At 68.2% G+C, this 25,300-nt stretch carries 17 protein-coding genes; 8 read left to right on the top strand and 9 right to left on the bottom strand.

All coding sequences use genetic code 11. The features are described 5' to 3' along the window. Positions 1-2 precede the first annotated feature (2 nt). Positions 3-779 (bottom strand): peptidoglycan editing factor PgeF, encoded by a 777-nt coding sequence (gene pgeF / locus NC595_RS07800; RefSeq protein WP_425493092.1) that lies wholly within the window; start codon positions 777-779, stop codon positions 3-5. Beyond that, positions 766-1,746 (bottom strand): 23S rRNA pseudouridine(1911/1915/1917) synthase RluD, encoded by a 981-nt coding sequence (gene rluD / locus NC595_RS07795; protein WP_253565810.1) that lies wholly within the window; start codon positions 1,744-1,746, stop codon positions 766-768. The genes pgeF and rluD overlap by 14 nt, the downstream gene beginning before the upstream one ends. Positions 1,747-1,817: 71 nt before the next feature. Here rluD and NC595_RS07790 point away from each other — a divergent pair, with 71 nt between their 5' ends. After that, positions 1,818-2,642, top strand: coding sequence for an outer membrane protein assembly factor BamD (locus NC595_RS07790; RefSeq protein ID WP_253565809.1), 825 nt, complete (start codon positions 1,818-1,820; stop codon positions 2,640-2,642). A gap of 193 nt (positions 2,643-2,835) precedes the next feature. Here the strand turns inward: NC595_RS07790 and sucD are convergent, their stop codons facing one another. Together sucD and sucC are read right to left on the bottom strand one after the other, a co-directional pair. Then, the gene (gene sucD / locus NC595_RS07785) at positions 2,836-3,708 is read right to left on the bottom strand and encodes a succinate--CoA ligase subunit alpha (protein WP_253565808.1); all 873 of its coding nucleotides are present in this window, start codon (positions 3,706-3,708) and stop codon (positions 2,836-2,838) included. 14 nt (positions 3,709-3,722) lie between these two features. Further along, positions 3,723-4,886, bottom strand: coding sequence for an ADP-forming succinate--CoA ligase subunit beta (gene sucC / locus NC595_RS07780; protein ID WP_253565807.1), 1,164 nt, complete (start codon positions 4,884-4,886; stop codon positions 3,723-3,725). A gap of 326 nt (positions 4,887-5,212) precedes the next feature. Between sucC and NC595_RS07775 the strand changes: the two genes are divergently transcribed. Then, the gene (locus NC595_RS07775; RefSeq protein ID WP_253566790.1) at positions 5,213-6,850 is read left to right on the top strand and encodes a sensor histidine kinase; all 1,638 of its coding nucleotides are present in this window, start codon (positions 5,213-5,215) and stop codon (positions 6,848-6,850) included. On the opposite strand, the gene NC595_RS07770 is transcribed toward NC595_RS07775, so the two are convergent. Then, positions 6,843-7,802 (bottom strand): LacI family DNA-binding transcriptional regulator, encoded by a 960-nt coding sequence (locus tag NC595_RS07770; RefSeq protein ID WP_253566788.1) that lies wholly within the window; start codon positions 7,800-7,802, stop codon positions 6,843-6,845. The two genes, NC595_RS07775 and NC595_RS07770, sit on opposite strands and share 8 nt — an antisense overlap. Positions 7,803-8,166: 364 nt before the next feature. Here NC595_RS07770 and pgmB point away from each other — a divergent pair, with 364 nt between their 5' ends. The 5 genes from pgmB (at position 8,167) to NC595_RS07745 (ending at position 17,788) form a co-directional block, all read left to right on the top strand. Next, positions 8,167-11,208 (top strand): beta-phosphoglucomutase, encoded by a 3,042-nt coding sequence (gene pgmB / locus NC595_RS07765; RefSeq protein WP_253565806.1) that lies wholly within the window; start codon positions 8,167-8,169, stop codon positions 11,206-11,208. A gap of 68 nt (positions 11,209-11,276) precedes the next feature. Next, a complete protein-coding gene (locus NC595_RS07760) occupies positions 11,277-13,796 on the top strand; it encodes a TonB-dependent receptor (protein WP_253565805.1) in 2,520 nt (839 codons plus the stop codon). 86 nt (positions 13,797-13,882) lie between these two features. Continuing rightward, positions 13,883-15,148 carry an MFS transporter gene (locus NC595_RS07755; RefSeq protein WP_253565804.1) on the top strand — a complete coding sequence of 422 codons (1,266 nt, stop codon included), beginning with the start codon at positions 13,883-13,885 and terminating at the stop codon, positions 15,146-15,148. A gap of 51 nt (positions 15,149-15,199) precedes the next feature. Continuing rightward, entirely contained in the window at positions 15,200-16,306 is a 1,107-nt protein-coding gene (locus tag NC595_RS07750) for an alpha/beta hydrolase (protein ID WP_253565803.1), read from the top strand. 72 nt (positions 16,307-16,378) lie between these two features. Continuing rightward, complete coding sequence (locus NC595_RS07745; RefSeq protein ID WP_253565802.1) at positions 16,379-17,788, top strand: sigma-54-dependent transcriptional regulator; 1,410 nt, start codon at positions 16,379-16,381, stop codon at positions 17,786-17,788. 38 nt (positions 17,789-17,826) lie between these two features. Here the strand turns inward: NC595_RS07745 and NC595_RS07740 are convergent, their stop codons facing one another. The 4 genes from NC595_RS07740 to NC595_RS07725 all read right to left on the bottom strand — a co-directional run bounded on the left by NC595_RS07740 (position 17,827) and on the right by NC595_RS07725 (position 24,095). After that, the gene (locus NC595_RS07740) at positions 17,827-19,386 is read right to left on the bottom strand and encodes a hybrid sensor histidine kinase/response regulator (RefSeq protein WP_253565801.1); all 1,560 of its coding nucleotides are present in this window, start codon (positions 19,384-19,386) and stop codon (positions 17,827-17,829) included. Positions 19,387-19,454: 68 nt separating this feature from the next. After that, positions 19,455-19,901: a response regulator gene (locus NC595_RS07735; RefSeq protein WP_063672779.1), complete on the bottom strand. Its 447-nt coding sequence runs from the start codon at positions 19,899-19,901 to the stop codon at positions 19,455-19,457. Further along, a complete protein-coding gene (locus NC595_RS07730; RefSeq protein WP_425493090.1) occupies positions 19,898-21,691 on the bottom strand; it encodes a sensor histidine kinase in 1,794 nt (597 codons plus the stop codon). Before NC595_RS07730 ends, NC595_RS07735 begins: the two co-directional genes overlap by 4 nt. An 88-nt stretch (positions 21,692-21,779) precedes the next feature. Continuing rightward, on the bottom strand, positions 21,780-24,095 hold the full coding sequence (locus NC595_RS07725; protein WP_253565799.1) for a GH92 family glycosyl hydrolase: 2,316 nt from the start codon (positions 24,093-24,095) through the stop codon (positions 21,780-21,782). A 133-nt stretch (positions 24,096-24,228) separates the two neighbouring features. On the opposite strand from NC595_RS07725, the gene NC595_RS07720 reads away from it, so the two are divergent. Then, complete coding sequence (locus tag NC595_RS07720; protein ID WP_253565798.1) at positions 24,229-25,284, top strand: LacI family DNA-binding transcriptional regulator; 1,056 nt, start codon at positions 24,229-24,231, stop codon at positions 25,282-25,284. Positions 25,285-25,300: the final 16 nt, after the last annotated feature.

Genomic DNA, 25,300 nt, shown 5'->3' with positions numbered 1-25,300 from the left:
GCTCAGACCCCGGCCAGCCAGATCAGCGAGGCGAAGCGTCCGCTGCGCGCACCATCGCGGCGATAGGAATAGAAGCGCGCATCGGTGAACGTGTCGAAGCCGCCGCCCTCGATACGGCCGACCCCGGCGGCCTGCAGGGTGCGCCGCGCCAGGCCGGCCAGGTCGCACAGCCAGTGGCCCGGGCGCGTCGGCGCAAAGCAGCTGGCGCAATCCGCATCGCGGGCCAGGAAGGCCTCGCGGACTTCCTCGCCGACCTCGTAGCTCGGGGCGCCGATGCTGGGCCCGAGCCATGCGACGACCCGGGCAGGAGACACGCCCATCGCCGCCACCGTCCGCTCCAGCACCCCGGCAGCCAGCCCGCGCCAGCCGGCGTGGGCGGCGCCGACCACTTCGCCTGCGAGGTCGCAGAACAGCACCGGAAGGCAGTCGGCGGTGAGGATCGCCAGCGATCGCCCCGGCTCGCGGGTCACCGCAGCATCGGCGACCGGCTCGCCGGACACCGACGCGGCGCCGAGCACAGCTACTTCGCAGCCGTGCACCTGCTGCAACCAGCATGGGGCCGACGGTGGCGCCAGGGTGGCCGCGACCGCCGCGCGGTTGCCCAGGACGACCTCGGGCACGTCACCGCTGCGCAAGCCGAGGTTGCAGCGGTCGAAGGGAGGCTCGGAGCTTCCCGGGCCCTGTCGGGTGGTCACCGCGGCGCGCACCCGTGCGGGTACCGACCAGCCGGGCACCACCCAGTCGGAGCCCAGGGCCCGCGGGTGATCAGAAGTCGTCATCGACCGGTCCGCGCTCGGCGAAATCCTCCCGCAGGGCGCCGATCAGCGCCTCGAAATCGGCCGGACGCGGCGCCGCGAACGCCAATGCCTCGCCGGTGGCCGGATGCACGAACGCCAGCCGCTCGGCATGCAGGGCCTGTCGCCGGAAGCCGCGCAGGGCGACGACGAGTGCGTCGGAGGCACCCTTCGGCAGGCGCAGGCCGCCGCCGTAGAGCGGATCGCCGACCAGCGGATGATGGATGTGCGCCATGTGCACGCGGATCTGGTGGGTGCGGCCGGTTTCCAGGTTGCACTGGATCAGGGTGTGCGCGCGGAAGCGCTCGCGCAGACGGTAATGGGTGACGGCACGCTTGCCGTCCTCTTCGTCGCGCACGGCCTGGCGCAGGCGGTCGCCGAGATGACGCCCGATCGGTGCGTCGACCGTGCCGCCGGCGACCAGGGTGCCCAGCACCACCGCCTCGTACTGACGCTCCACGTCGTGGCGCGAGAGCATGTCCACCAGCGCGGTGTGGGTGGCCAGGGTCCTGGCCACCACCATCAACCCCGAGGTGTCCTTGTCGAGTCGATGAACGATGCCGCCCCGCGGCAGCTCGGCCAGTGCCGGGTCGTGGTGCAGCAGCGCGTTCAGCATCGTGCCGGTCGGATTGCCCGCGCCGGGATGCACCACCAGCCCGGCCGGCTTGTTCAGCACCAGCAGATGCTCGTCCTCGTGGACGATGTCCAGCGCGATCGCCTCGGGCGCGGAGCTGACCTCGACCTCGAGTTCGACCTCCAGGCGAACCTTCTCGCCGCCCTTGAGCAGCTGCCGCGGCGGCGCCTTGGCGCCGTCCAGGGTGGCTGCGCCGGCCTTGATCCAGCCCGCCAGGCGGGAGCGGGAGTAGTCGGGGAACATCTCGGCCAGCGTCTGGTCGAACCTCCGACCTGCAGCAGCCAGCGGGACCACCGCCTCGTGGCGGATCAGGGTCATGCCCGACCCCGCGAGGTCCGGCCGGTTTCGGCTATCATGCCTTTTCGATCAAACATCTGAATTCCTTGCCCATGCGCCTTTCCAAACTGCTCGTCGTGCTCGGTGTCACCCTCACGATGAGCGCCTGCTCGCTGTTTCACGGCAAGCGAGCCACCATCGACACGATGCCGCTGCCGCAGCTGTACGCAAAAGCGCACGGCGACCTGGAGAACAGCGACTACTCCGCGGCGACGAAAGCTTATCAGCGTCTGATCGCGCGCTTCCCCTCCGGCGAGTACAACGAGCAGGCGCAGCTGGAGCTGGCCTACGCGCAGTACAAGGACAACCAGCCCGACGACGCGTATTCGACGATCAACCGCTTCATCAAGACGTATCCGACCAACAAGCACGTCGACTACGCCTATTACCTTCGCGGCCTGGTCAACTTCGGCCGCACCTCGGGCATCATCGAGCGATACATTTCGCGCTCCGGCGCCGAGAGCCGTCGCGACCAGGGCTACAACCTCAAGTCCTTCGACGATTTCACCGAGCTGACCCGCCGCTTCCCGGACAGCGCCTACGCCGCGGACGCCCGCCAGCGCATGATCTACCTGCGCAACGTGCTGGCCCAGTACGAGATCAACGTTGCCGAGTTCTACCTGCGCAACAAGGCCTACGTGGCCTCGGCCGACCGCGCCCAGTACGTGGTCGAGCATTACCAGCAGGCGCCGCAGGTCGGCGACGCGCTGGCGATCCTTTCGCGCAGCTACCTGTCGCTGGACCAGAAAAAGCAGGCCGACGAGGTGCGCAAGGTGCTCGCGCTGAACTATCCGGACCACCCGTACCTGACCGACCCGAAGTGGCCGCACGCGCCGTCCACGCTTCGCAAGATGGTGCCGTTCTCCGGCCACCACTGACCGACGGGTCATCGAGGACCAAAAAGGCCGGCGAGCAATCGCCGGCTTTTTTGTGGCCGCGAGCGAGGGCGGCGCAGGTCGGCCCGGTTCGCGGCAGGCTCGCCCGCGGCAAAGGCCCTCCGCCGGGAAACGGGCAAACAAAAAGGCCGCGCGATGCGCGGCCTTTTCGCGTCGGTGCCCGAGGGCGACCGGCTTACTTCATCAGCTTGGCCAGGGTCTTGCCCAGGTCGGCCGGCGACTTCACCGTGGTGACCCCCGCCTTCTCCAGCGCGGCGAACTTGGCTTCCGCCGTGCCCTTGCCGCCGGAGATGATCGCGCCGGCGTGGCCCATACGCTTGCCGGCCGGGGCCGACGCACCGGCGATGAACGACACCACCGGCTTGGTCACGTACTCGGCGATGAACTCGGCCGCATCTTCCTCGGCCGAACCGCCGATCTCGCCGACCATGATGATGCCTTCGGTCTGCGGATCGTCCTGGAACAGCTTCAGGCAGTCGATGAAGTTCAGGCCGTTGATCGGGTCGCCGCCGATGCCGATGCAGGTGGACTGGCCCAGGCCTTCGTTGGTGGTCTGGAACACCGCTTCATAGGTCAGCGTGCCCGAACGCGACACGATGCCGACCTTGCCCGGCTTGTGGATGTGGCCCGGCATGATGCCGATCTTGCACTCGCCCGGGGTGATGATGCCGGGGCAGTTCGGTCCGATCAGCACGGTTTCCGGATGCTGCGCCAGCACGTTCTTCACGCGCAGCATGTCCAGCACCGGGATGCCCTCGGTGATCGCCACGATCACGCGGATGCCCGCGTCGATCGCCTCGAGGATCGAGTCGGCCGCGAACGGCGGCGGCACGAAGATCACCGACGCGTCGGCGCCGGTCTCGGCGACGGCTTCATCCACCGAGTTGAACACCGGCAGCCCGATGTGCTCGGAACCGCCCTTGCCCGGGGTCACGCCGCCGACGACCTTGGTGCCGTAGTCCAGCGCCTGCTGCGCGTGGAAGGTGCCCTGCTGGCCGGTGAAGCCCTGCACCAGCACCTTGGTGTTTTTGTTGACGAGAACGCTCATGTTTCGATTGCTCCTCAGGCCTTGGCCGCAGCCACGGCTTTCTGCGCCGCATCGTTGAGATCGTCGGCCGGCGTGATCGCCAGGCCGGAGTTGGCCAGCAGTTCGCGGCCCAGCTCGACGTTGGTGCCCTGCAGGCGCACCACGACCGGAATCTGCAGACCCACGTCCTTCACCGCGGCGATGATGCCCTCGGCGATCAGGTCGCAGCGCACGATGCCGCCGAAGATGTTGACCAGGATCGCCTTCACCTTGTCGGAGGACAGGATCAGCTTGAACGCCTCGGTCACGCGCTCCTTGGTGGCGCCGCCGCCCACGTCGAGGAAGTTGGCCGGCTCGCCGCCCGCCAGCTTGATCACGTCCATGGTGGCCATGGCCAGGCCGGCGCCGTTGACCATGCAGCCGATGGTGCCGTCCATGGTCACGTAGTTCAGGTTGTGCTGCACGGCAGCCGCCTCGGCCGCGTCTTCCTGGGTCAGGTCGCGCATGGCGGCCAGGTCGGCGTGGCGGAATTCGGCGTTGTCGTCGGAGTTGACCTTGCCGTCGAGCGCGGCGAGGTTGCCGTCCTCGAGGATGGCGAGCGGGTTGAGCTCGACCAGCGACAGGTCCTTTTCGTTGAACAGCTTGTACAGGCCCAGCATGATCTTGGTCAGCTGGCCGACTTGCTTGGCGTTCAAGTCCATCGCGAAGCCGAGCTGGCGGCACTGGTACGGCTGCAGGCCCTCGACGAAGTCCACCACGATGGTGTGGATGTCTTCCGGGGTGTCCTTGGCCACCTGCTCGATGTCCACGCCGCCGTGCTTGGAGGCGATGAACGAGACCGACTTGGAATCGCGGTCCACCAGGATCGACAGGTACAGCTCCTTGGCGATGTCGGTGGCGTCGGTGACCAGCACCAGGTTCACCGGCAGCGCGCGGCCGGCCGACTGGTAGGTCTCCATGTTGGTGCCCAGCATGCCCTTGGCGGCGGCGCGGACGTCATCGAGGCTGCGGCAGAACTTGACGCCGCCGGCCTTGCCGCGACCGCCGGCATGGATCTGCGCCTTGACCATCCACTGCGAACCGCCCAGCGCCTTGGCGGCGTCGACGGCTGCATCGGGGGAATTGGCAACCTTGCCCGGCGGTACGGAAATGCCGTACTTCGCGAACAGCTCTTTGGCCTGGTACTCGTGGAAATTCATTCGATACCTCGAGTGAATGGGGGACGTGTCGGTTCCACGCCATGGCGGCGGCGGGGATCCGGGAGAGTCGCTTCGGCAGTGGAGGAGCCCTGCCGGCACATGCACAGCGCAGCCGTGGCATCCGGCCGGCGCGCCCGGGGCGCGGGGACCGGTCACCGCAAAACGGCGCGATATGGCCGGGCATTTTCGCAGGCGCGGGGCCGGATGGAAAGGGCAGGCCGTCGCGCGACCACGCTGCGCGCGGCCCTGCAGGGCGTCTATACTCGCGCGCAGATGCCCAGAAACCCCGCCGCGGAGTGCACCCGCCCGTGTCCAGCCCCGCCCTGATGCCTTCGCCGGCCCCCCGCCGGGCCACCACGGCCACGCGACACGAGCTGTTCTTCCTCAATTACTTCCGCCTGGCGCAGGCGGTGGTGTACGTGGCGCTGGCGTTCGCCCCGGTCGACATGCGCTGGATCCGGCTGACCCACCCGGACCTGGCGCAGAGCGTGGTGATCGCCTACTTGCTCGCTGCCGTGGCCATCCTGCTGCTGACCCGCCGGCTCGCCGTGATCGCCCCGGTGACCGTGTCGCTGACCCTGGTGGTCGACATCGGCGTGGCGGTGATGGCGGTGATTGCCATGCACGACGCACGCATCGGCATAGCGATGATGCTGGCAGTGAACCTGAGCGCCGGCGCACTGGTGCTTCCGCTGCGGCTGTCGCTGTTTTTCGCCTCCCTGGCCACGCTGGGCATGCTCGGCCACACCACGCTGGAGACCTCGCCCAACACCCCCATCGACAGCCACGAGCTGCTCGAGGCCGCGTTGTTCGGGCTGGCCTACTTCGCCACCACCACGCTCTGCCACGTACTGGGTCGCCAGTTGCGCGCCACCGAGGCACTGGCCGAACAGCGAAGCATCGACCTGGCCAACCTGGCCCAGGTGAACGAACTGATCATCCGCCGCATGAAGACCGGCGTGCTGCTGGTGGACGACGCCAACCATATCCACCAGATGAACGAATCCGGCTGGATGCTGCTGGGCAGCCCGCCGGCCGACCAGCGCGACCTGGGCAAGCTGGCGCCCGAGCTCTCGCGCCGGCTGTACCACTGGATGACCTCGGGCAAGCTGGACGAGACCTCCACCCAGCTCGCCGACGGCACGCCCGAGGTGGTGCCACGCTTCACCCGGCTGGCGCCGAACGACGATTCGCACGTGCTGATCTTCCTCGACGACACCTCGCTGGTGTCGCGGCGTGCCGAGGAGCTCACGCTCAGCTCGCTGGGCCGGCTGTCGGCATCCATCGCCCACGAGATCCGCAACCCGCTGGCGGCGATCCGCTACTCCGCCCAGCTGCTGGCCGAGTCGCGCAACATGCCGCCGACCGATCAGCGCATGGTGGAGATCATCAACAACCACTGCGTGCGGCTGAACGAGATCATCGAGAACATTCTGCAGCTGTCGCGGCGCGAGCGCTCGCGCCCGGAAACGCTGGACCTGGGCAACTGGGCCAATGCCTTCGTCGAGGAATATCGCCAGGGCAACGACCTCGGCGAGGACTCGCTACGGGTGATCAACTCCAGCGCTCCCGTCGCCGCGGTGGCCGACCCGCAGCAGCTGCAGCAGGTGGTGTGGAACCTGGTGCAGAACGCGCTGCGCTACGGGCGCCTGCCCGGCGAGCCGGCCCGCGTCATGGTGGTGACGCGCCCGGGCGAGCACGGCGTGCCGATCCTGGAGGTGATCGATCGCGGCCCGGGCATCGCCCCGAAGGTCGCGGCGCAGATCTTCGAGCCGTTCTACACCACGCACGAGTATGGCACCGGCCTCGGCCTGTACCTCGCGCGACAGATGACCGAGGCCAACCAGGCCTCGCTGGAGTATGTGCGCGTGGCCGGCGGCGGCAGCTGCTTCCGCATTACGTTGACGCCCGCGCACGCTCGGCAGACCGGCGACCCGGCGATCGCCGACGAGAGCGTCAGGTAGCGCGCGCCACCAGGCTCACCGGCAACACCTGCGACTCCACCGGCTCGCCGGCGATCAGCGCCAGCATCTTCTGCGCGAGCAGGCTGCCGCCCGCCTGCCAGTCCTGGCGCACCGAGCTCAGCGCCGGCTGGAACGCCGCGGCCATCGGCATGTCGTCGTAGCCGACCACCGAACAGTCGTCCGGCACCTTGCGGCCGAGCTCCTGCACCGCGCGGATGGCGCCCATCGCGAGCAGGTCGCTGCAGGCGAACAGCGCATCGAACGGCACCCTACGGGTCGCCAGCGAATGCACCGCATCGATGCCCGACGCGAGGGTGAATTCGTCCCGCCGCAGCAGCAGCGGCTTGATGCCGTGGCCGGTAAGCGTGTCCACGAAGCCACTCAGGCGCTCGAAGATCTCCGGGTGGCTCGGATTGCCGACGAACACCGGATGCCGCCGCCCCTGGCGCAGGAAGTGCTCGGCCACCAGCCGGCCGCCCATCCGGTTGTCGCTGCCGACGACGGCGTGCGCATCCTCCTCGCCGTGCGCGCCCCACACCACCATCGGCAACCCCAGCTTGTCGAAGCGGCGCACCGCATCCTGGCGCACGCCCTGGCCGAGCAGGATCAGCCCGTCGGCCGCCTGCACCGCCGCCGCCGCCGCGCCCTGGCGCGTGGTCAGCAGCACGCTGTAGCCGGCCGCGGTGAGTTCCTGTGCAATGCCGCCGAGCAGGGTCAACGGATAAGGGTCGAGCATGGTGCGGTCGCTGGACGGCTTCATCTCTACGATGACCGCAACCGTGTGGCTGCGACGCAACCGCAGGTTGCGCGCACTCACGTTGAGCTTGTAGCCGTGGTCGCGCGCAAGTGTCTGGATCCGCTCGCGCGTCTCGGGCGTCACCAGCGGACTGTCGGCCAGCGCACGCGACACCGTGATCTTGGACACGCCGGCCAGCTCGGCCAGATCCGCCATGGTGAGGCTGCCGGTGGGGCCCGGCCGGTCTTTGCGGGTTCGACTCAAGTACATGGCCTCCGGGCCGGATTCCGGATCGGGCCAGGCGAGCCGGCCGCGTCCTGGCCAAGTGTGGCGATTTGCGGGCCCGGCGTCTAATCCGCCGCGCCGCCGCAACCAGGCCGCCTCGACATGGCGGCCTCTCCCCGGAAAACGGCAGTCCGAAGCCCTTTGAAGACCCCGCCCGGCGAACCCTCGGCATGCTGTGCCGCACCAATGATATCGATGTCTTGATATCGATATCATTAGCTGTCATCGTCGCGCCCCGCCAGCCGGAACCAAACCGCCACGGCAGCACGACCGAATGTTCACAGAGGGGTATCGCTTGGAAAAGCTCGACGCCGCGCCGGTGCCGCTACCGGCGCATACGCCACGCGGCAGTCAGGCCTGGCCATCGGTGACGGCAACGCCGGATCCCTGGCGCGTCGTACGCCATGGCACCGATCCGGCCGGTTTTGCCCAGGACGAGAGCCTGTTCGCGCTGTCCAACGGCGCGCTCGGTGTCCGCGGCGGACTGGAGGAGGCGCCCGGCACCACCCAGGGCAGCTTCCTCGCGGGCGCCTGGGAGCGCAGCCCGATCGGCTACCACGAGCGCTTTCCCGGCTTCGCCGCTCATACCGACACCCGCATTCCGGTGGCCGACGCGATCGGTATCCAGCTGCGCCTGGGCGAGGTTCCGGTGCGGCTGTCCGAGGGCGAATGGCTCGCCTTCCAGCGCGAGCTGGACCTGCGCACGGGATGCTATCGCCGACACCTGCGCTGGCGCGCCCCGTCCGGGGCGACACTGGATATCCGCGCCGAGCGCCTGGTGCTGCTGGAAGAACCGGGTCTGCTGGCGATCCGCTACAGCGTGCAGTCGGACGATTACGCCGGCCCGATCAGCCTGGAGTCCACCATCGATACCGGCCGCGACGCGGTCGAGCAGGGCTTCGACCCTCGCATCGGTACGCACGTGGACGGCGGCTTCCGCACCCTGGCCGCGGCCGCCGACGAGCACCGCGCCTGGCTGGTCCAGGAAACCGCCCACAGTGGGGTCCGCGTGGCCTGCGTGCAGCAGCATCGTCTGGGCGACGCCCTGCGCTGCCGCTACGGCGGCCACGCGCCCCACGGCGTGGCGCAGATCATCGAGGGCGAACTGGCTCCCGGCCGCCAGGTGACGCTGGAGAAATATGCCAGCTACGCCTGGAGCGGGCCGCACGAGGATCTTCCCGCCGAAGCCCTCCGCCAGCAGGCCGGCAGGGCACTGCAGCGCGCCGGCGACGCCGGTTTCGATGCCCTGCTCGCCACCCAGACCGCCGCGCTCGCCCCCCTCTGGGAACAGGCTGATCTGGCGATCGACGGCGACCCCTCCGTGGAGCAGGCGCTGCGCTTCAACCTGTTCCACGTCTACCAGTCGAGCAGCCGCGACGGCCGCGCCAGCGCCGCCGCCAAGGGCCTGACCGGCGAAGGCTACGAAGGCCACTATTTCTGGGACGCCGAGGCCTTCATGCTGCCGGCGCTGGTCAACGTAGCGCCCGAGCTGGCGCGCAGCATGCTGACCTACCGCCACGCCACGCTGGAGCGCGCGAGACTGCACGCGCGCGAGATGAACCACGGGCGCGGCGCGCTCTATGCCTGGCGAACCATCAGTGGCGACGAGTGCTCGTCCTATTTCCCCAGCGGCTCGGCGCAATACCACATCAACGCCGCCATCGCCTGGGCGATCCGGCTCTACGTGGATGCGACCGACGATCAGGCCTTCCTGGTCGAAAAGGGAGCGGAAATTCTGTTCGAGACCGCCCGTGTCTGGCTGGACGTGGGCCATTTCAATCCGCGCCGCGACGGTGCGTTCTGCATCCATGCGGTGACCGGACCGGACGAGTACTCCGCCGTGGTGGACAACAACCACTACACCAACCGCATGGCGCAGAAGCATCTGCGCGACGCGGCGGCGGTCGCCCGCTGGATGGCGGAGGAACGGGCGGCCGAATTCGATGCGCTGGCCGCCCGCATCGGCCTGGGCGCCGACGAGATCACCGCCTGGACGCGCGCCGCCGATGGCATGCACCTGCCGGTCGACCCCATCCTCGGCATCTTCCCGCAGGACGACGCGTTCCTCGACCGGCCGCGCCTGCCGCCCCGCCCGCGTGTCGAAGGCAAGCGTCCACTCCTGCTGGAACTGCACCCGCTCACCATCTACCGCCACCAGGTCTGCAAGCAGGCCGATACCCTGCTCGCGCTGATGCTGGCCGGCGACGACGTCGACCGCGAGGCAAAACGGCGCAATTTCGACTACTACGCGTCGGTCACGCTGCACGACTCCACGCTGTCGGCTTCCACCTTCAGCGTGATGGCGGCGGAAGTCGGTTACGCCGACCAGGCCTATCGCTATTTCCTGGACACCCTGCGGGTGGATCTTGACGACCTGCACGGCAATGCCGCGCACGGCGTGCACATGGCGGCCATGGCCGGCAGCTGGCTCGCCCTGACCTGGGGATTCGGCGGGCTGCGCGTGGTCGACGGCCTGCCCAGCCTCGCCCCGTCGCTGCCGGCCGCCTGGACCGGCTACCGCTTCGGGCTGCGCTGGCGCGACGCGCAGCTGCGCGTGGAGGTGACCCGCCAGGGCGTGCGCTACACCTTGTCCGGCACACGATCGTTGCGCTTCCGTCACGGTGGCGCGCTGCAGGAGCTGACCCCGGGCGGATCGATCGACGTTCCGCTGGCAACGCCCGCACGCCTGCCGCGACCACTCAAGGCGGTGATCTTCGACCTCGATGGCGTCATCGCCGACACCGCCGTGGTGCACGACTTGGCCTGGCGCCAGTTGGCGAGCGAGCTGGGCGTGCCGTTCGACAATGCCACCGGCGAGCGCATGAAGGGAGTCGACCGTCTCGGCTCGCTCGACATCCTGCTCGAACGGGCCGACCGCCGCTACGCCGAGCACGAGCGCCTCGCCCTGGCCGAGCGCAAGAACGGCTACTACCGGGAACAGATCGAGCGCTTCGGCCCCGAGCAGTTGCTGCCCGGAGCGCGCGATGCGATCGCCGCCACTCGCGCGGCGGGCCTGAAGGTGGGCCTGGCCTCGGCCAGCCGCAACGCATCCTTGCTGCTCGAGCGGATGGGCATCGCCGACCTGTTCGACCACGTGGTCGATGCCGGACGCATCGCCCGCTCCAAACCCGATCCGGAAATCTTCCTCGCTGCTGCCCGCGGGCTTGGCGTGGAACCCCACGAATGCCTCGGCGTGGAAGACGCCGCGGCCGGTGTGGACAGCATCCTCGCGGCCGGGATGGCCGCGGTGGCCGTGGGCGACTCGCCCGCGCTGGCGCATGCGGATGCGCGCATCCCGAACGTCGCCGCGTTCGACATCAAGCACTACACAACATGAAGGCGAACCGGCGGCCCCGGGGTGGGCGTCCGCCATCACAAACGATCCATCGTGGGGAGTACAAGCCGATGAACAACAAGCACCTGACCCGACTGGCCCTGACCGCGGCCATTACCGCCTGCCTGCTGCCCGCGCTGGCCGCGGCCCAGGACGCCACCGCCAGCAACAAACCGGCCAAGAGCGCCAAGCCCAATGCCAGCGCCGCCAAGACCCTCGACCAGGTCGTGGTGACCGGCAACGCCGCCACCGGCGGCCTGAAGAAGATCGACACCAGCTACTCGGTGGTCAGCGCCAGCGCCGAGCAGATCAAGATGGCCAATCCCAAGAGCACGGCCGACCTGCTGAAGATCTCCCCCGGCCTGTGGCCGGAATCCACCGGCGGCCAGACCGGCGCCAACATCGAGATCGCCGGCTTCCCGGGCGGCGGCGATGCACCGTTCTTCTCGACTCAGCTGATGGGCTCGCCGCTGTACGGCATGCCCACGCTGTCGTTCTTCGAGACCACCTCGATCTTCCGCCTCGACGACACCGTGGACCGCGTGGAGATCCTGCAGGGCGGCCCGTCGGTGGTGTTCGGTGACGGCCAGATCGGCGCCACCGCCAACTTCATGCTCAAGACCGGCACCGATACGCCCAGCGGCAGCATCGGCGTGACCTACGGCAGCGAGAACCTGCGCCGCGTGGACGGCTTCTACAGCTTCCCGATCGCCAACAATTGGTATGGCACCGTCGGCGGCTTCTACCGCGACTCCGATGGCGTGCGCGACCCGAAGTTCTCCGCCGACAAGGGCGGTCAGTTCACCGCCACGATCAGCCACGACAGCGACAACGGCACCATGACGCTGTACGCCCGCGCGCTGAACGACAAGAACCAGTTCATCACGCCGATCCCGCTGATCCAGCACGGCACCGACCAGTTCAGCGCCTACCCCGGCTTCGATCCGCTGACCGACACCTACAACGGTCCGGAGATCCAGCATGTCTACCTGCCGGGCTACCCGGGCGGCGGCACCCACGCGAACCTGGCCAACGGACGCGGCGCCAAGTTCAACTTCTTCGGCGGCAACTTCGACTACGACCTGGGCAGCGGCTGGACGCTGTCGGACAAGTTCCTGCTAGACGGCGGCGACGTCGACACCAACGCGCTGTTCTCCGGCACCAACCCCGGTTCGCTCAACGACATGCTCTACACCGACGGCTCGAGCATCGGCGCGTTCAACCTGGCCCCCGGCTCGGCCACCGCCACCTACGTCGACGGCGGCGGCGTGGTCGACCCGAACCAGAGCGTGATCCACCAGGGCTGGTGGTACATCCACAAGCACCTGAAGAACATGAGCAACGACTTCCGCCTGAGCAAGGAGATCTTCGACGGCAACACGCTCACCGGCGGCATCTACCTCGCCCACTACACGATGAACGACAAGTGGGCGCTGGGTAACCAGATGCTGATGACCAACACGCCGAACGCGCGGCCGATCCAGGTCACCTACCAGCAGAACGGCCAGACCAAGTACCTGACCGACGGCCAGGGCTTCCTCGACTACGGCGGCTACAACATCGCCCAGCACGGCACCGCCACCAACAAGGCGTTCTACCTGTCCGACGTCTGGCGCGTGGGCAAGTGGCTGTTCGACCTGTCCGGCCGCATCGAGAACGAGAACGCGGTCAACAACGTCTGCAACCTGACCAACCAGAACCTCGACGGCAACGCCAACACGCTTTACGACAACAGCGTGCCGGTGTGCAACGGCAGCTACGCCCGTACCAGCTACAACAAGACCCACCCGTCGTGGACCTTTGGCGTGAACTACGAGCTCGCCGACAACATGAGCGTGTACTTCCGCACCAACAAGGGCGCGCACTTCGGCGACTTCGACAACGCGCTGCGCGGCAACACCACCGGCAACACGCCGCCGCTGCAGAAGATCACCAACATCGAAGGCGGCTTCAAGTACCAGTCCGACATCGTCTACGCCGACATCAGCATCTACCACCGCCTGTTCGACGGCCTGGTCTACCAGCCGACCAACAACCAGGGCGTGCCGGTCGGGACGCAGTCGCTGTATGGCTCGGACTCCAAAGGCATCAACCTGACCGGCGCGGTCACCCCGTTCAAGAACTTCAGGGTGCAGGTGGTGGCCGACTACCTCGATGGCCACTATTCGCACAACAACTCCTGCTTCCTCTACACCGACCTGGCCAGTGGCACCACGCAGTGCATCAGCGTCAACGGCAAGCAGCTGCAGCGCCAGCCGAAGGTGCGCTTCATGCTGACGCCGAGCTACCGCATCCCGTTCGACTGGGGCGACGTCACCGCCTTCGTCACCTACACCCACGTCGGCCCGCACACCCAGGACCAGTCCGGCCTGCAGCAGCTGGGCAGCTACGACACCTGGGATTTCGGCGTGGTCGCCAACGTGCAGAAGAACTGGGAACTGCGCCTGCAGGGCACCAACATGACCAACGAGCTGGGCCTGACCGAGAGCAACTCGCGTATCTTCGGTTCGGCCGCCGGCACCGACGGGGTGATCCTCGCCCGTCCGCTGGAAGGCCGCGAGGTCAACGTGCAGGTCAAGTACAAGTTCTGATGGCCTGAGGGTTACCCCGGAACGGTCCGGACCGCGGTGGCATCGCGGTCCGGACCGCCGTTTTGTCGACTGCCCGCGAGTACCGCATGAACCGACTCCGCATGATCGTCGCGCTGGCGCTGATCTACATGGTCTTCGCCATCCTGCTCAACAGCGTCGGCACGGTGATCCTGCAGTCGATGGCCAGCTTCGGCATCGACAAGCCTCGGGCCAGCCTGCTGGAACTGTTCAAGGACCTGCCGATCGCCATCACCTCGTTCATGGTGGCCTCGTTCCTGCCCCTGCTCGGCTACCGCCGGGCGATGATGGGCGCACTCACCATCGTCGGCGGCGCCTGCCTGCTGATGCCGATGTTTCCCGGTTTCCACACCACCGAATTCCTGTTTGCCTGCGTCGGCGTCGCGTTCGCGCTGGCCAAGGTGGCCGTGTACTCGTCGATCGGCCTGCTCACCGCCGACCGCGCCGAGCATTCGCGCCTGACCAACACCATCGAAGGCCTGTTCATGGTCGGCGTGCTCGTCGGCGGCTGGCTGTTCAGCGCCTTCGTCGACCCGGCCGCCCCAGGCGACTCCCGCTGGTTGCGCGTTTACTGGCTGCTCGCGCTGATCTGCGCGGCGGTGATCGCCCTGCTCGCGGCTTCACCGCTGGACGAATCGGCGGCCCGTGACCGGACGCGCCGCTCCGCGGCTGCCACCGTCGGCGAGATGCTGCAGCTGATGGCCCGCCCGCTGGTCTACGTGTTCCTGCTGTCGGCCTTTCTCTACGTGCTGATCGAGCAGAGCTTCAGCACCTGGCTGCCGACCTTCAACAACGAGATCCTCAAGCTGCCCAACGCGATGAGCATCCAGATGGCATCGATCCTCGCTGGCGCCACCGCGCTGGGCCGGATCGGCGCCGGCCAGGCGCTGCGCCGCGTCAGCTGGCACCGCCTGCTCAATCTCTGCGTGCTTGGCATGGCGGCGCTGGTGCTGCTGGTGCTGCCGATGGCACGCGGTGTCAGCGTGACGCCGGACGTGGGCTGGCTCAGCGCGCCGGCAGCGGCGTACCTGATCCCGTTGATCGGCCTGCTGATGGCGCCGATCTACCCGGTGATCAACTCGGTGGCGCTAAGCTCGCTGCCCAAGCCGCTGCACGCCTCGATGACCGGGCTGATCGTGGTCTTTTCGGCGCTCGGCGGGACGCTGGGCTCGCGCATCACCGCGATGGTGTTCGCCCGCTTCGGCGGCATCCACGCGTTCTACTTCTCGCTGGTGCCGATGACCCTGGTGCTGGTGACGCTGTTCTTCTTCCGCCGGGAAACCGAGCGTGCCGGCGTGCTGGCGCCGGTGACCGTGGGTATCGGCGGCAAGTGATCCGATGATTGGCGCCGGCAGCAGCCGGCGCGGCCTGCCCGGGAAGTCCGCATGCACCGCCTCGCATCCGTTCCTCTGCTGCTCGTGTTCAGCTCACTGGCCGGCGTGGTGCAGGCCGGGGACGCACCTCCCGGCGTGCAACCGGATGGAACCGTGACTTCCCCGGCGATCTCGGTTCCCTATTCGGATCTCGCCTCGCCCGAGGCGCGCGCGCTGTTCCCGCGATTGCTGGCCGAGGGCGCCAAGGCCCCGCCGATCACCGCCCCCATCGCCGAAAGCCGCGCGTTCTACGACCGCATGAACAGCGACCGCGTGGCGCGCATGCGCCAGCGCTATCCGGTCGCCATCCGCCCCGAAACGATCGCCGGCGTGCGGACCCAGCTGGTATTACCGGCCAACGGCATCGCACCCGCCAACCGCCACCGCGTACTGGTCAACCTGCACGGCGGCGCGTTCCTGTGGGGTGCCGGCAGCGGCGGCCTGGTCGAGTCGATCCCGATCGCCAGCGTGGGCCGCATCAAGGTGATCTCGGTGGATTACCGGCAGGGGCCGGAATACACCTTCCCCGCCGCCAGCGATGACGTGGAGGTGGTCTACCGCGCGCTGCTGAAACGTTACCGGCCAAGAGACATCGGCATCTACGGCTGCTCGGCCGGCGGCATCCTTACCGCCGAATCGGTGGCGCGGTTGATCCGGGACAAGGTGTCGGTACCTGGCGCGATCGGCACCTTCTGCGGCTCGCTGCTGGACCTGACCGGCGACTCGTCCTGGGTCGCGCCCCTGCTGAACGGCCAGGGTGTACCGGCACACCGCCTGGGCCTCGGGGACCTGCCCTATTTCCGGGGCGCCGATCCGCACGATCCGATGGTGCAGCCGGGGCTGTCACCCACGCTGCTGGCCAGGTTTCCGCCGACCCTGTTGATCACCGGCACCCGCGACATGGCGATGAGCTCGGAGGTGCGCAGCCAGGCCCTGCTCCAGCAGGCCGGCGTCGAGACCGAGCTGCACGTGTGGGAAGGCATGTGGCACTCGTTCTTTTCCGACCCCGAACTGCCGGAGTCGCGCCAGGCCTACCGAACCATCGTCGACTACTTCGCCCGGCACCTTGGCCGGCGCGACCCTGATCGGGGGCACGCCGCCCCTGCCCGGACGCCCTGAGCGCCCGGGCCTGCTTTGCCGACGGTGGACGCGGCGAGTATCCTGCCCGCCAACCCACGATCCCCAGAGCCCATGAGCCTACAGACTGTCCTGGTCGTCGACGACGAACGCGACATCCGCGAACTGCTCACCATCACCCTCGGCCGCATGGACCTGCAGGTGGACGCGGTCGGCACCGTCGGCGAGGCCAAGCGCGCGCTGGCCGAACGCAGCTACGACCTGTGCTTCACCGACATGCGCCTGCCCGACGGCACCGGCCACGAGGTGATCGAACTGATCGCCGAACAGCACCCGGACACACCGGTGGCGATGATCACGGCCTACGGCAACGTCGATGCGGCGGTGAGCGCACTGAAAGCAGGGGCCTTCGACTTCGTCTCCAAGCCGGTGGACATCCAGATGCTGCGGCGGCTGGTGCGCACGGCGCTGAAGCTGGCCGAGGAAAAGCGCGGCGAGGGTGGCGCCAGCACCGGGGGCGGCTCCAGCGACCGGCTGATCGGCGACTCGGCGGTGATGCAGCAGGTGCGCGCCACCATCGGCAAGCTGGCGCGCAATCAGGCCCCGGTCTATATCGCCGGCGAGTCCGGCGTCGGCAAGGAGCTGGTCGCCCGGCTGATCCATGAGCAGGGTCCGCGTGCCTCCGGGCCGTTCGTGCCGGTGAACTGCGGCGCGATTCCCACCGAGCTGATGGAAAGCGAGTTCTTCGGCCACAAGCGCGGCAGCTTCACCGGTGCGGCCAGCGACAAGGAAGGCCTGTTCCAGGCCGCCAACGGCGGCACGCTGTTCCTCGACGAAGTGGCCGAGCTGCCTCTGCACATGCAGGTGAAGCTGCTGCGTGCGATCCAGGAAAAGGCCGTGCGACCGATCGGCGCACGCGAGGAGGTGCCGGTGGACGTGCGCATCCTCTCGGCCACGCACAAGAACCTGGCGGCCCTGGTCGACCAGGGCCAGTTCCGCCAGGACCTGTTCTACCGCATCAACGTGATCGAGCTGCGCGTGCCGCCGCTGCGCGAGCGTCGTGGCGACGTGCCGCTGCTGGCGGCGCATATCCTGCGCCAGCTGGCCGCCAAGAGCGGCATGGCAGCGGGCCGGCTGCTGCCGGCGGCGCAACAGGCGCTGGACGAGTACGACTTCCCCGGCAACGTGCGCGAGCTGGAAAACGTGCTGGAGCGTGCGATGGCAATGAGCGACGGCGAGAGCATCGACGCCGCCGACCTGATGCTGCCGCAGCGTACGTCGCGACCGGCCTTCGATGCCGGCGTCGTCGCTCCGCCGGCAACCGTGGCCGGCGCCGCCGAGGCCGCGCCGCCGGCCACTCCGGGCAGCGGCGTGGCGCTGGAGGACTACATCAGCAACCTCGAACGCACGGCGATCATGAAGGCGCTGGAGGAGTCGCGCTACAACAAGACCGCCGCCGCCAAGAAGCTCGGCATCACCTTCCGCGCGCTGCGCTACAAGCTCAAGAAGCTGGGTATCGACTGAGCCGCCCGCCCTCATGCGGTACACGCGAGGCCACCGCTTCAGGTGGCCTCGCTGTTTTTGAGGGCCAGACGCAGGGTCTGCAGCAGGCCGCGCGCCGTCACCGGCTTGTCCACCACATGCAGGTGCTCCAGCGACGGCAGTTCCTCGAGCCGCGGCGGTGCCTCGGGGCGGGCCAGCAACAGCACCGGGCCGGCATAGCCACGGTCGACCAGCGCGGCGAGCGTGCGCACCCCGGTGAACAGGTTCATCTCCGCGTCCATCACCACCACGTCAGGCAGGCCCTGGGCCTCGATCCACTGCAGCGCCACGGTGCCACTCTGGCTGCCGTGGGCCTGGTAACCGTAGGCGTCGAGCATGTCCGCCAGCAGCGAAAGCTGCGCGGCTTCCTCGATCACCACCAGCACCCGCTCGGCCTCGCCCTGCAGCCAGTCGTCGCCGCTCTCGGAGCTGTCCGTCTCGTCCTGAACCTCCAGCGGCAGGTAGAGGTGGAACGCGGTGCCCTCGCCCGGCTTGCTCTCCACCCGCATCACGCCGCCGTGGCTGGCGACGATCCGCTTGCACGACAGCAGGCCCAGGCCGGTACCGGTCTGCTTGGTGGTGAAGAACGGCTCGAACAGGCGCTCCAGCGTGTCCCCGTCCATGCCGTGACCGGTATCGGCAACGGTCAGTCGCAGGTATTCGCCCTCCCGTGGCTCTTCGTCGTCCAGGAAGAAGTCATCCGGCAGCGCACAGCGGCTGGATGTGATGTGCAGGCGGCCGCCATCCGGCATCGCCTGGATGGCATTCAGGCAAAGATTCAACAAGCACTGCTGCAGCTCGGTGTGATTGCCCTCGAACGTCAGCTCCGGATCGTCCAGCGTCATTTCCATGGCCACTGCGCGGGGCACCGAACCCTGCAGCAGAAGCTCCAGCGCATTGGTCAGCGCTCCCAGCCGCACCTGCTCGGCACGGCGTGCGCCGCGGGCGAACGAGAGCATCGACTGCACCATTTCCAGCCCGCGCTTGCCGCAGTCACGCACCAGCGAGCCCAACCTCGCCAGACGGGGATCGTCCTGGTAGTCGAGCAGGCTGTCGCCGGCCAGCAACAGCGGTTGCAGCAGGTTGCGCAGGTCGTGGCTGAGACCGCCGGCCAGCATCGCCAGCGCCTCGAAGCGCTGGGCGCGGATCAGCTCGGCCTCGGCGCGATGGGCCGCACGCTCCGCCTCGGCCTCGCTGAGCGCGCGACGCACCGCACTGGCCATGCGCGCCGGGTTCTGCTTGAGAATGTAGTCGGTGGCGCCATTGCGCAGCGCCTCGATCGCCGCCTCCTCGCCCAGCGTGGCGGAGACGAAAATGAAGGGCGTACCGTCGTCGCGGGCACGCAGCAGTTCCAGCGCGCGCTGGCCTGAGAAGCCCGGCAGGCTCAGGTCGGACAGCACGATGTCCGGCCGGAACGATTCCAGCGCCTCGAGGTAGCTGGCTTCGTCGTCAACCAGCCGTGCCGAATAAGCAAGACCGTCCGCCTCGAGCTCGCCGAGCACCAGCTCGGCGTCGAGCGCGTTGTCCTCCACCTGGAGGACGCGGATGGGAGAGAGGGTCCGGTTCAACCTGTGAGGCATGGAAGCTGTATCCGATCTGCGTCCTTGTCTGCCGCGCAGCGTAGCGCGGCCACCTTGCCCCGTCGCGGTCAGTCCAGCGCCGGCGACTGGTTGAGCACCGCCCAGAACTGGCCCAGGGTGCGCACCGCCTCGAAGAACTGGTCCGCATCGACCGGCTTGATCACGTAAGCGTTCACGCCCAGGTCCCAGCTGCGGGCCAGATCGCTCTCCTCGCGCGAGGAGGACAGGATAACCACCGGGACCCGGCGCAGACGCTCGTCGCTGCGCATCTGGGTAAGTACGTCCAGGCCGTTCATCCGCGGCATCTTGATGTCCAGCAGCACCACCGCCGGCTCGGCCCGCTCGCGGGTCGCCCAGGCACCGCGGGCGTAGAAATAGTCCAGGCACTCCACCCCGTCCTCGAGGTGGATGACCGGGTTGGCCAGGTTGGCCTCGCGCAGCGCATCCATCGCCATTTCGGCGTCGGCGAGGCTGTCCTCGACCAGCAGGATGGGGCGGATAAGGCGATTGCTCATGAACGGTCCTGTCGATGGGTGTCGCCGGCCTCGGAGGCCGGCAGGGAAAAGTGGAAGCGTGCGCCCTTGCCCGGCTCGCCCTCGGCCCAGACTCGTCCGCCATGGCGAGCCACGATGCGACGGACATTGGCCAGCCCGATGCCGTTGCCGGGAAAGTCGGAGGCGCGGTGCAGCCGCTGGAACACGCCGAACAGCTTGCCGGCGTATTCCATGTCGAACCCGGCGCCATTGTCCGCCACCGTGAACTGGTAGTCGCCGTTGGCCGCGCGCGTGGTCTCGATGCTGATCCGGGCCACGTCGCACTTGCCGGTGTACTTCACTGCATTGCTGACCAGGTTCTGCCAGACCATGCGCAGCATGTTCTCGTCACCGACCACCACCGGCAACGGTGCCACCTTCCACTCGACGCGGCGATCGGTGGTGTCCGGCTCGGCCAGGGTGCGGGCCTCGTCCACCAGCGACTGCATGTCCACCGGCTGCAGGCGCAGCGCGCCACGGCCGAGGCGGGAGAACACCAGCAGATCGTCGATCAGCTGGGCCATGCGCTGGGCCGAGCCGGAGATCACGCCGAGGTAGTGGTGCCCCTTGTCGTCCAGCCGCTCGCCTAGATGGCGCTCCAGCTTGCCGGCGAAACCGGCGATGTGTCGCAGCGGAGCACGCAGATCGTGCGACACCGAGTAGCTGAAGGCTTCCAGCTCGCGGTTCACGTCGGAGATCTGTTCGACCTTGCCCTCCAGCTGCCGGTTGAGCTCCTTGACCTGCCTTTCCACCAGCGCACGCACGGTGATGTCGCTTACCGTCACCAGCAGCGCCGGCTCGTCGCTTTCCTGCTGAACGCGGCGCGCGTTGATCACCACCCGGCGATCGGCGCCGTCCGCGGTGCGCTGGTTGAGCTCGTAGTCCCACAGCTCGCGGTCGCGCAGCATGACGTCGCCCAGCCGCTGCAGCAGCGGCCCGTCGTCCCAGGCACCACCCCCCAGTTCGGCCAACGGCAGGGACTGCTTCTCGTCCGGATCCATGCCGTACAGCTCGGCGAACGCGGCGTTGACCAGCAGCGTGTTGAGTTCCTTGTCCAGCAGCACGATCGGCTCGCGCACCGCCTGCACGATCTGCCGCGAACGGCGCACCGCCTGGCTCTCGCGCTCCTCCGCGCGCAGGCGTTCGCCGATCTGCCGCTCTGACACCACCACGATGATGCCCAGCAGCAGCATCTGCGCGAACGCTCCGATGCCGAGCACGAGCCGATAGTTGCTCGACTGGGCCTCCGCTGCCTTTCGCCGGTCGACAAGCAGCCGGTCTTCGGTGCTGACGATCTTGTCGAGGACGTCACCGAGCACAAACAGTTTGCCGGCGTCGCGCAGCGCCTTCTCCGCGCCCGGCCGGTCGTTGTGGCGGGCGCGCCAGAGTGCCTGCCACATCAGGGTGGAGCGGCCGCTGATGGTGGTCTGCAGCGAACCGATCAACGCCTGCTGGTCCGGGTTGTCGCGCGTGAGGTCGCGCAGCTGCCAGATCAGCTTGGAAATCGCATGCGAAGCATCGTCGATCCGTGCCTGCGCCGCCTCGTCATCGCCGCTCAGCACGATCCGGTAGGAGGCCGCCTCGGCATCGCGACTGAGATAGGCGATTCGGTAGGTGATCGACTTCACCTCCGAGGAATGCGTCACCCACTGGGACGCATCCAGCGCATCGTTCGAGGTATTGCGGGTGATCGCATACGGCAGCGCAACGATCACCACCACCGACAGCAGCAGGCCGACGACCCGCCAGCGCAGGAAGCTCAGGTTCCTCATCTGCATCTACCGACCGACCCCCGACAGGCTGGACGGGGCATTCTGGCATGCCCGCGCGTCACGCGGATCCGTCGCGGATACGGCGTGCTCAACGCGCATCGTCTGCCGTCGCGCCGGCAGGCGGGTGGGCCACCATGGTGAAGTGCAGGGTGCCGCCGGCGACCAGGTCGCCGTGGTGCAAGAAGGGTTGCCTGAGCGGGTGGCCATCGAGGGTGATTTCGCCGACGTACGGATGCAAACCGTCGAAGGGTGATGCAGTGACCGTGAAAGTCTTGTCGCCGCCCAGGTGCAGCACCGCCTTCGGGACGAACGGCCGGCCGATCGCGTAGATATCGCTCGCCGGCGTCACCGGGTAGAAGCCCAGCGCGGTGAACACGTACCAGGCGGACATCTGGCCCAGGTCGTCGTTGCCGGCCAGACCGTCGGGCGTGGCCGCGTACTGGGTATCCATGATCTGCTTCAGGCGCTGCTGCGTCTTCCACGGCGCACCGGCGTAGTCGTAGAGGTAGGCCATGTGGTGGCTGGGCTCGTTGCCGTGCGCGTACCAGCCGATCAGGCCGGTGATGTCCTCCACGTTCTTGAAGTGGGCCGGGTCGACCTTGGCATCGAAGGTGGCGTCGAGCTTGGCGATGAACTTGTCCGCGCCCCCCATCGCCTTAACCAGCCCCGGCACGTCCTGCGGCACGTACCACGAGTACTGCCAGGCGTTGCCCTCGGTGTAGTCGCTGCCGTAGCCGGCGAAGGTCGGGTCGAACGGCTCGCGGAACTGCCCGTTGCTGAGCCTGGCGCGCATGAAGCCGGTCTTCGGGTCCCAGGCGTTGCGCCAGTAGGCGGAGCGTTTCATGAAGGTCGCCGCGGTGTCGGACTTGCCCATGGCCCGGGCCATCTGCGCCAGCGACCAGTCGTCGTAGGCGTATTCCAGGGTCTTGGAGGCGGCTTCCGGCTCGTGGTCGATCGGCACGTAGCCGAGCTTCATGTAGTCGGCCAGGTCGCCGTAGGGTTTGTAGGTGGCGCTGGCCACCATGACCTTCAGCGCCTCGTTGGCGTCGAATCCGCGCACGCCCTTGACGTAAGCGTCGGCGATCACCGGCACGGCGTGGTAGCCGATCATGCACCAGGTCTCCAGGCCCTGGTACGCCCATACCGGAAGGATGCCGAACGGGCTGTCCCTGGCGGCGGCGACCAGCGAACGCACGAAGTCGGTGCTCATGTCCGGGCGAAGCAGCACCATCAGCGGCTGCTGGGCGCGGTAGACGTCCCACAGCGACCAGGTGGAGTAGAAGTCGAACCGGCCATTGGCATCCTTCGCCTCGTGCACCTGGTGGTCCGGGCCGCGGTACTGGCCGTTGACGTCCATGCTCAGCGTGGGCGACAGGAAGGCGTGGTAGAGCGCGGTGTAGAACTGGGTGCGCTGCGACGGCGAGCCGTCCACGTCGATGGCGGCCAGCGCCTTGTTCCAGGCTTCGGTCGCTTCGCGGCGGCGGGCATCGAAATCCCAGCCCCTGCCGTGGGTATCGAGGTTGGCGATGGCGTTGTCCGCACTGACCGAGGAGATCGCGACCTTCACCTCCAGCGGCTTGCCCAGCGCACCGAAGTCGAACACCGCCTCAAGCGCGCGGCCATTCTGGTCGTCCTGGTCCTTTGCCTGGTTGCCCGGGCCCTTGAAGCCCTTGTACGGCATGTTCTGCTCGCGGTTGTACAGCGTGCGGCCGGTCATCGGCTGGTTGAAGCGCATCGCGAAGCACAGCTCGCGTCCGCGCGCCCAGCCGTTGGTCAGCCGGCAGCCGGTGACGGTGCCGTCCTCACGCACACGCAGGCGCGACCACAGCACCTTGCCGTCGTAGTCGTAGATCGAGGGACGCAGGTCCAGCAGCAGGTGCGCCGGCCTGCCCTTGGGGAAGGTGTAGCGATGCCAGCCGATGCGCTTGCCGGCGGTGAGCTCGGCGCGGATGCCGTAGTCGCTCAGGGTCACCGCGTAGTAGCCGGCCCGCGCCACCTCGGTGGCGTGGCTGAAGCGCGAGCGGTAGCCGCTGCCCGGCTGGCTGGCATCGCCCGGGTCCAGCTTGACGTCGCCCGCGATCGGCATCACCAGCACGTCGCCCAGGTCCGAATGGCCGGAGCCGGAGAAGTGCGTGTGCGAGAAGCCCATGATGGTCGGGTCGCCGTACTGGTAGCCGGCGGCCCATGCGTAGGCGTGGTGGAAGTCCGGCATGGCCGTGTCCGGTGACAGCTGGATCATGCCGAACGGCACCGTGGCACCCGGAAAGGTGTGGCCGGCGCCACCGGTACCGATGCGCGGGTCGACCGAGGCAGCGTGTCCCGCGGTAGCGGAGCTCGCAGCGACGGCCGCCGTCGATGCCAAGACGAGGAAGACCGACGTTGCGAGTACCCATTTGTGCTTCATGACACGCCCTATTTAGATCGTTCTAAAAAATAACGCTATCATCCCCCGGCCGGTCGCCGCATGCTGCAGCGCCGGAGGGCGCACCCGCGCCGTTGCAGGTACATTCGAACCGATTTGCAGCCGATTGCACCCCATGCCCAGCACCCACGCCCCGATTCGCCGCAAGGTCACGCTCATCGACATTGCCGCTGCCTGCGACGTCTCGCGGGCCACCGTCTCGCTGGTGCTGCGCAACAGTCCACTGGTGAACCGCCACACCCGCGAACGGGTGCAGGCCGAACTGCAGCGGCAAGGCTATATCTACAACCGGGCGGCAGCCAATCTGCGCAAGCGCACCTCGTCGAGCATCGCGCTGGTGCTCAACGACCTGGCCAATCCGTTCTTCGCCGAATTCGCCGCCGGCGTCGACGAAGAGGTGGGAGCAGCCGGTTTCGTCACCCTGCTCGGCAGCACCGGCGAGTCGCCGGAGCGACAGCAGGCCGTGCTCGGCTCGCTGATCGAGCACGGTCCCGGCGGCATCATCCTGTCGCCGGCAGAGGGCAGCGACGCGTCCCGCGTGATGGAGTCGCTGGGCCCGCAGATGCCGGTGCTGCTGTTCAACCGCGAACTGGGCGGGGACCTGCCGGCATCCGCCCACTGGGACCGACTGATGCTGGACAACGCGCGCGGCGCGGAGCTGGCCACCATGCACCTGATCGAGCAGGGACACCGCCGCATCGCCTTCTTCGGCGGCCACGCGCAATCGAGCTCCTGCCAGCAGCGCCGCGCCGGCTTCATGAAGGCGATGAAGCGCGCCAGACTCAAGGTGCCCGGGGATTACCTGGTCGAGAGTGCACCGACCCGGCTCGACGCCGCACGCGCCTGCGATGCCCTGTTCGCCAGCGACCCGGCGCCCACCGCCGCGGTCTGCTACAACGACGCGGTCGCCCTCGGCCTGATGCTCGGCCTTGGCCAGCGGGGCCTGCAGCCCGGCCGCAATTTCGCGCTGACCGGCTTCGACAACATCGGCGAAGCCGCCATGGTCTCGCCCTCGCTCACCACCATCTCCACCGCCCCGCGCGAGCGCGGTCGCCAGGCCGCCCGCCTGCTGCTGGCTCGCCTGGGGCACCCGCAGGAGCGCGGCGAGCGCACGATCGTCCCGGTCGAGCTGATCGTCCGCGACAGCAGCTGCCCCCCACTGGCGGCCTGAGCCGCTCCCTCTCCTC

This window comes from Dyella lutea (assembly GCF_024158035.1).
GTDB classification, from domain to species: domain Bacteria; phylum Pseudomonadota; class Gammaproteobacteria; order Xanthomonadales; family Rhodanobacteraceae; genus Dyella_A; species Dyella_A lutea.
The sequence above is the reverse complement of the archived record's forward strand: the minus strand, read 5'-3'. Positions and strand labels throughout refer to the sequence as shown.